Raw genomic sequence first — 7291 nt, forward strand, 5'->3', positions numbered from 1 at the left:
CATCATTATAGCCAATATATACTCTTACGTCCAGAGATTCCTCTGATTTTTCTCCTGATATTTTCCTGTCAGGATGTTTTTTTCCGTGACTATAGCAAAAATCCCCAGGAGCTTACCCGGGGATTTTTGGCTGTATATATTTATTTTTCTTTTTCAATTTCCACGCCTTTTCGAATTATTCATTCACCAGGTTATACTCTTCGATGGATTTGTTGATGGAATCTGCCATGTTTTTCACAGCTGTATCCACATCCTCTTTTCCGTTGAGCATGCTCTCAATCTCGGATTCCACGGTAGCTCTTGCCTCCGGGAATACACTTAACAGAGCGCCTACATAGTCGGCGGAAGAATCATGGAGCTGGTCGATCGCTGTCTGGAACTGCGGATATTTTGCAACATTATCCTTAAATACCTGCTCTTCCTGAGACTTTACAGTTACAGGGAAATATCCGGTCTGTGCGTTCCAGTAAGCCTGAGACTCCGGAGAGATCAGGAATTTTACGAACTCCCATGTTGCACGAAGCTTTTTCGGATCATTGTTGTTCAGTGCCCAAAGAGATGCACCACCGATGGAAACACCGCCCTCGTCACTGGATTTGATCTTCGGGAAGTATGCAGTACCAACCTCAAATTTTCCGTTTACATCCTGAAGGATCTGTTTCAGGGAAGCTGTGGAGCCAAGAGTGATCGCAGATTTTCCTGCTGAGAAATCTGCCAGACCAGCATCGCCGCCTTTTCCTACGACCGGTGCAAAGCCCTTGTCGTTAAGATTCTTCCATGCTGTAAGGATATTCTTTGCAGCATCATTCTCGTCAAAAGCAACAGCTGTAGCAGCCTCTTTACGTCCGTTTCCGTTGTTTGCATACTCAAGGCCCTGCTTTCCGATAAACTGCTCGAAGAACCATCCGTAGATTCCAAGAGACATTACCTCGCCTGCGCCGCCTTTGTCCAGAAGATCCTGTCCGATCTCACCGATGCCCTCCAGGCTGTCCGGAATTTCTGTGATGCCTGCTTTATCAAACATGTCCTTGTTGTAATACATGATCGGTGTGGAAGAGTTGAACGGCATGGAGTACAGCTCATTGTCGATGGTGTAGTATGCAGCCAGGTTCGGCTCGATCTCAGATACATCGTAGCTATCTGCGTCGATCATCTGCTGCATAGGCACGATCCATCCGGAATCGATCATGAATCTTGTTCCGATCTCATATACCTGTACAAGATCCGCACCCATGTTTCCGATCTGTGCACTTTTCAGCTTGTTCAGGGAATCATCATATTCACCCTGATACTGAGCATCTACAGTAATTCCGTATTCATTCTCATCGTTGAATTTTTTTACCAGTGTATCGATTGCCTCACCATTGACACCACCCATGGAATGCCAGAAGGTAATGGTAGTTCCGTCTACATCGGAAGCATCTGCCATTTCCACTTTTTCATCTGTGCCGGCATCTGCGGCGAATACAGTTACTCCGGAAAGAGAACCGATAGTCATTGCTGTGGTAAGGAAAGCTGCGATGATTTTTTTCTTCATAACTTTTTTCTCCTCTTGAAAAATTTTCTCTTTTTTCATTTTTTTATATAAGATGAACTGCCCGTCTTACGACTTTGCAGTATCTTTTTGCAATATTTTCCCCTTACAGCAGGATGCTGCAGGGTTGCTGCCTGCTCCGATATCAGCCCTTGACTGCACCCGAGAACATTCCTCTGATCAGCTGCTTCTGTCCAACGATAAAAATGGAAATGGACGGAATAATGATCATAACAACGCCTGCGATCATCAGGGTGATGGACTGTGAATCCACACTATCCAGCATACTGATACCGATCTGAACGGTTCGCATATTGTTGGAGCCCGTTACAAGCAGCGGCCACATGTACATATTCCATGCGTTGATAAAGGTATACACTGCCATAGCGCCAATAGCGGATTTTGTCAGCGGAAGCAGGATCCTTACGATAAATTTCAGATTGCTGCAGCCGTCAAGCTTTGCCGATTCATACAGTGAGATCGGGAAAGTCATGTAAAACTGACGGAACAGGAAAATTCCCATTGCGGATGTAAGGTAAGGCACGATCAGTACCTGATAAGTATCCAGCATTCCCCAGCTTGATACCGTCAGGTAGTTGGAAATGATCGTTGCCTCTCCTGGAACCATCATGGTTGCCATCACAACCATGAAGAGAATACCTTTTCCTTTGAATTCCAGGAAAGAAAACGCAAAAGCAGCAAGAGAACAGGTAATGATCTGTCCGATGGTAATGCATCCCGCCATGATAAAGGAATTCAATATGAATCGGAGAAGTGGAACGGTGCGGAATGCATTGATAAAGTTGGAAAAGGTCGGATTCTTGGGAAAGAGATTCAACTCTGTAGTAAACAGTTCACTGGAAGGCATCAGTGCAATACTGATGGCATAAAGCAATGGAAGCAGGATCAGAACTGCAAACACCACATTTGCCGTAACACGGAGTGCTGTTCTTGTCCTTCTCTTTGCAAGAGCTTTTGCATTCATAGCTTTTTTCAGCTCCAGAAGCTCCTCTTTTGACATATTTCCCACTGCCGGGACTGCCATATTTTCCATCTGGCTCATCAGTAATTCACTCCCTTCTTCTCAATACGGAACATGATCAGTGTGATGATCATGATGATCACAAACAGGATAACAGACTGGGCTGCCGCACTTCCGAAGCGGTAGTTAAAAAACGCATCCCTGTAAATGGAATAAACAATAACATTGGTAGACTCATTAGGACCGCCCTCTGTCAGGATCTTAATCTGTCCAAAGGACTGAAATGCCTGTATGATATTTACCACCAGTGTATAAAACATGATCGGGGAAAGTCCCGGAAGCGTCAGGCTGAAAAACTGCTGCACACTGCTGGCTCCATCCACAGAAGCTCTCTCATAAATGGTCTCATCAATATTTCCGAGTCCTGCGGAAAAATACAGAAAATTGATCCCGCTGTTCAGCCACGCAGTAAGAATGGCTACGCAGATCAGAGCCGTGTTCGGATCGTTCAGCCAGTTGATATCCAGGCCGGTAAGCTTATTCACAATACCTACTGCCGGGTGGAGCATGATCTGGAAGATCATTGCCGCAGAACTGGATGCAATAGCCATTGGCAGAGCATAGGATGTGCTGAACACCCGGATTCCCGGAAACGCCTTGTTACAAAGCACTGCTGCGATCAGACCAAGAAGCATGCCGCCGACCACAACGATCAGCACAAAGATCAGCGTCACCTTCAGACTGTTGATAAAGGATGCTGACTGAAGCAGCTCTTTATAATTGCCCAGACCAACGTACAGCTTTGCCTGTCCCATCTTGTTGGTCTTGTAAAGACTTAAATAAATTGTTTTCACAAACGGATAAAACAGAAAAATTCCAAAAATAAGCATACAAGGCACCAGATATAAGTACGGTGTGATCTTGCTTTTGCTGTTATTTTCCATAACTATTTCTCCTCCTTGCATAATCAGATTCTATCTACAGGCTGATCTGCCTGTACTCAAGCTCTTCCGTGACATAAATTCATGACACAAAAATATTTTCTTCTGTCTCCGGATCAAACACATGGGCCTTCTCCATATCAAAATACAGAGAAACCTTCTCCCCTACCTGTGTCTGATTTTCCGGACTTAAGCGGACTGCCAGGGTTTTGCCCTGCTCATCAAAATAGAGGATCACTTCCGCTCCCAGCATCTCCCGGTTTACTACAGGCTCATCTACATCTACGCTTTCATTTTCAATACCAAGCTTTTTCGCCTCATCAAACTCGTAGATATCCTCCGGACGGATTCCAAGGATCACGTGTCTGCCGTTATATCTGTCTGCGATCTGTTTTCCTCTGGTTCCGTCCAGATAAACCTTTTTCACAGTTTTGGCATCATCCAGAAGAAGGGCCGTGCGATTATTTTCTTCTTCTTTTACTGTACACCGGAAAAAGTTCATGGACGGAGAACCAAGGAAGCCTGCCACGAAAAGATTTACCGGATTGTCATAAATACTCTGAGGTGCTCCCACCTGCTGGATCAGACCATCCTTCATGACCACGATCTTAGTCCCAAGAGTCATGGCCTCTGTCTGGTCGTGCGTTACATAAATAATGGTGGTGTCCAGCTGTTTATGTAATTTCACAAGCTCCACACGCATCTGAGCACGGAGCTTTGCATCCAGGTTGGAAAGGGGCTCATCCATGAGAAAGGCTTTCGGCTTCCGGATAATTGCACTTCCAATGGCAACTCGCTGTTTCTGACCGCCGGAAAGAGCCGCTGGCCTCCGGTCAAGAAGCTGGTCGATCTCCAGGATCTTTGCCACCTCATGGACCTTTCTGTCGATCTCATCCTTCGGAAGCTTACGGATCTTCAGGGCGTATGCCATATTTCCATAAACTGTCATGTTCGGATATAAGGCATAGTTCTGGAACACCATGGACATTCCCCTCTCCTTCGGTTCCAGATAATTGGAAAGCTCACCGTCGATCCACAGCTCACCGTCTGTGATCTCCTCCAAGCCTGCGATGATACGCAAAGTGGTGGATTTTCCACATCCGGACGGACCTACAAAGATCACAAACTCTTTATCATGTATATCAAAATTAAAATCCTTCACACCGTAATGCTCCGAATCAAATTGCTTACATACATTTCTAAGTGCAATTTCTGACATTACTTATCTCCTTTCTCTTCTCTCGCTCACATAGTTTGTAGTATAGGATTTTTCCGGCTGTTCAGATATCGTGGTTGAGATAAAGATTTGTGAATTGTATGTTAAATTGTTTCAGAAATTATATGCAGTTCCGTTAAATTCTTTCTCCAGAGTAAAATACCCATCGCATTATGTTGCCACCTTCTTTCGCCGTCATCTCTGTCCTGCATCATATCTTCCAATTTTTATTACATTGATCACAACAGCTCTCTCCAATATGTCAGCAATATGGATATTTCCCGTCTCCTCGCATATCTGAATCAAATAAAAATAGAATATTCATATTTAATACTTGCCTCTCTTCCAGATAAATGCCAACTTTCAGGCTTTTATGATCACTTGATTTGTGTAATTTTTTATGTTGTTTTAATTTTTTCTGTAAAATCTCAAATATATGCTTTGTTTTTGTCTAATTTTACCCTTGAAGTTTTGCGCATAAGTCAAACAATACAAAATATTGTTCTTAAATTTTCTAACTTTTTGTTAGCCACCTCGTCTGAGAAGTGCTATAATAATCCCAGTCAGAAAAGAAATGCAGAATTCGTGTTACTGCGAACAGCGCGAACAGCAACATTACCGGAATCCATGCATCAGGAGGAGGAATTTGACATGATCACATTGAAAGCAGAGAAAAGAAACCCGAATGTAAAAGCTAAAAAATTAAGACGTGAGGGTTACGTCACAGGAATTCTTAGTGGAAAAGAAATGAAAGAGCCTGTAGCACTTCAGTTTGACGGTGCCGAGGCAGCCAAATTCATTAAAGCAAATAAAGAAGGTACACAGGTTTACCTGGACATCGAAGGCGAAAAAGTTGATGCCCTGGTAAAGAACATTGACTATAATCCAATTGAAAAACAGCTGATGGCTCTGGATTTCCAGGCACTGGTAGCCGGTGAGAAGGTTTCCACAACAGTCGCTGTCAAACTGGAGCACACCGACATGGTTCAGGGTATCGTTGAGCAGGAGATGGAAGAGATCCACTACAAAGCAGATCCGTCCAACCTTCTTGACACCATCGTCATCGACTTCAACGGCTATCCTGCAGACGTCCATGATATCCATGTAAAAGACCTCCCGATCCCGGAAGGCAAACACGTCCACTTCATCACTCCTGAGGATGCAGTTGTTGTTCATATCGGTGAATATGAGGCAGCTCCGGAAGAGGATGAGGACGCTGAAGGCGCTGAAGCTGAAGCGAAATAATTTTATAATTTCATATGAAATATTTCAGGGGATTGCCTGGTGGCAATCCCCTGATTTTGTTTACATAATTCTAAGAATGTTATTTCATTTGTAATTTCTTTATCTCATCCAGCGGCAACCCGGAAAAATTAGAGATATCTTCCAGTGTAAATCTGCTGTCTTTGAGCATTTTCTATGCTGTAAGCAGCGCCTGTTTCTGAAGCCCAATACTTTCACCCTCTGTAAACCCCTGTGTTCTGCCTTCTGCTCTTGCATCATCACACATTTCCTGTACGGCCTGACACATATCAACACTCCTTAATAAATTTTTGTTAGCGATCTATAAACGCTCCGTCAAAAACTGCCCTACGGCGTATCGGCTTCGCCTTGTTTCTTAACCTCACTCTACTACTAAACGATTATATACAGATTTTATTATCACATTACTATATGTATCAGAAGCAAGGTTCTCTTTAATGTTCCTTATTTCCTTATGATAATCTCCTTTATCAATCTGATTTCTATAAATGACTTTCTTACAATTTGCAAATTGAATAGTCACTTCCGAAAATATTTCTTCACCATCTATATCAGTAATGATGCCTTCTCCCAGTTCTTTGTGGATAAGATGTTGTCCCACCATAATTTCTTTTTGATTTATATTTCCAGAATAATTGTCCACTATATATTGAATAAATGAATTTAATATGTAAATATAATCTTCAAAATTGTTTTCTATTTTTTTTAAACACCTATTTCTCCATTCTACAGAACTTCCATTTTGGTCATACAACAAATTTATTTCTGAACAAATATAAGAAACACCTGGAACAATGAAATAAGAAAATTGCTTAGGTGCAATTAACTTTTGATGTTTAGACCAAAAAGCGTTTTTTCCAATCAATATATGAAGTAATAAATGTTCAATATAATTACAATAAACTAGACGTTCTGCTTTTTGGTACTCAAACGGTTGTTCTAATGCACATCCTGTATGCGAAAGTATATAGCCTTTATCTTCATCTATATGATGACAAAATAACCCTTCTTTAGTTCTTGAAATTCGCTTACTTTTAGTTTTACAAGTAGCATTTGTAAAATAATCATATTTAGCTGGTCCATATTTCTTTAATAAATATGACACAAATTCATCGTAATTCATTTCCATCTCTTGCTCAAAATGTTCTAATTTGCAATCATACCGGGGGAAGAAATCTTTGACGTGCAACCTCCTTTTTGTCTGGATTTTGGCAGGGTACCAACTTTGGTGCCCTGCCCTTTTTGGACAAAACAAAAGAGCCTGAATGCCTTGATTTTAAAGGCTTTCAGGCTCCTAAGGAGCAGGGGATGAGAGAATCGAACTCCCACCAAAGGTTTTGGAGACCCCTATCATA

6 protein-coding genes are annotated in these 7291 nt (G+C 42.3%); 1 reads left to right on the top strand and 5 read right to left on the bottom strand.

What is annotated here, in order from left to right; translation table 11 throughout:
* Nucleotides 1-175: 175 nt before the first annotated feature.
* From NE671_RS14635 to NE671_RS14650, 4 genes are all read right to left on the bottom strand, one after another.
* On the bottom strand, nt 176-1537 hold the full coding sequence (locus NE671_RS14635; RefSeq protein ID WP_256164124.1) for an ABC transporter substrate-binding protein: 1362 nt from the start codon (nt 1535-1537) through the stop codon (nt 176-178).
* Nucleotides 1538-1679: 142 nt separating this feature from the next.
* Entirely contained in the window at nt 1680-2597 is a 918-nt protein-coding gene (locus tag NE671_RS14640; RefSeq protein WP_022427089.1) for a carbohydrate ABC transporter permease, read from the bottom strand.
* On the bottom strand, nt 2597-3460 hold the full coding sequence (locus NE671_RS14645; protein WP_015525321.1) for a carbohydrate ABC transporter permease: 864 nt from the start codon (nt 3458-3460) through the stop codon (nt 2597-2599). Before NE671_RS14645 ends, NE671_RS14640 begins: the two co-directional genes overlap by 1 nt.
* Before the next feature lie 79 nt (nt 3461-3539).
* Nucleotides 3540-4676, bottom strand: a complete 1137-nt coding sequence (locus NE671_RS14650; RefSeq protein ID WP_256164126.1) for an ABC transporter ATP-binding protein — start codon at nt 4674-4676, stop codon at nt 3540-3542.
* Between the two features lie 648 nt (nt 4677-5324).
* Between NE671_RS14650 and NE671_RS14655 the strand changes: the two genes are divergently transcribed.
* Nucleotides 5325-5918 carry a 50S ribosomal protein L25 gene (locus tag NE671_RS14655; protein ID WP_256164127.1) on the top strand — a complete coding sequence of 198 codons (594 nt, stop codon included), beginning with the start codon at nt 5325-5327 and terminating at the stop codon, nt 5916-5918.
* Between the two features lie 379 nt (nt 5919-6297).
* Here NE671_RS14655 and NE671_RS14660 read toward each other — a convergent pair whose 3' ends face one another.
* Entirely contained in the window at nt 6298-7059 is a 762-nt protein-coding gene (locus NE671_RS14660) for a hypothetical protein (protein WP_237972539.1), read from the bottom strand.
* Between the last annotated feature and the right edge of the window lie 232 nt (nt 7060-7291).

The organism is Blautia sp. DFI.9.10 (genome assembly GCF_024461705.1).
Classification (GTDB): Bacteria; Bacillota; Clostridia; order Lachnospirales; family Lachnospiraceae; genus Blautia_A; species Blautia_A fusiformis.

What these genes read in the sequence shown, in the direction of transcription:
- NE671_RS14635 (WP_256164124.1), bottom strand. Translation starts at nt 1,537, where the DNA reads ATGAAGAAAAAAATCATCGCAGCTTTCCTTACCACAGCAATGACTATC.
- NE671_RS14660 (WP_237972539.1), bottom strand. Translation starts at nt 7,059, where the DNA reads ATGAATTACGATGAATTTGTGTCATATTTATTAAAGAAATATGGACCA.
- NE671_RS14645 (WP_015525321.1), bottom strand. Translation starts at nt 3,460, where the DNA reads ATGGAAAATAACAGCAAAAGCAAGATCACACCGTACTTATATCTGGTG.
- NE671_RS14640 (WP_022427089.1), bottom strand. Translation starts at nt 2,597, where the DNA reads ATGAGCCAGATGGAAAATATGGCAGTCCCGGCAGTGGGAAATATGTCA.
- NE671_RS14655 (WP_256164127.1), top strand. Translation starts at nt 5,325, where the DNA reads ATGATCACATTGAAAGCAGAGAAAAGAAACCCGAATGTAAAAGCTAAA.
- NE671_RS14650 (WP_256164126.1), bottom strand. Translation starts at nt 4,676, where the DNA reads ATGTCAGAAATTGCACTTAGAAATGTATGTAAGCAATTTGATTCGGAG.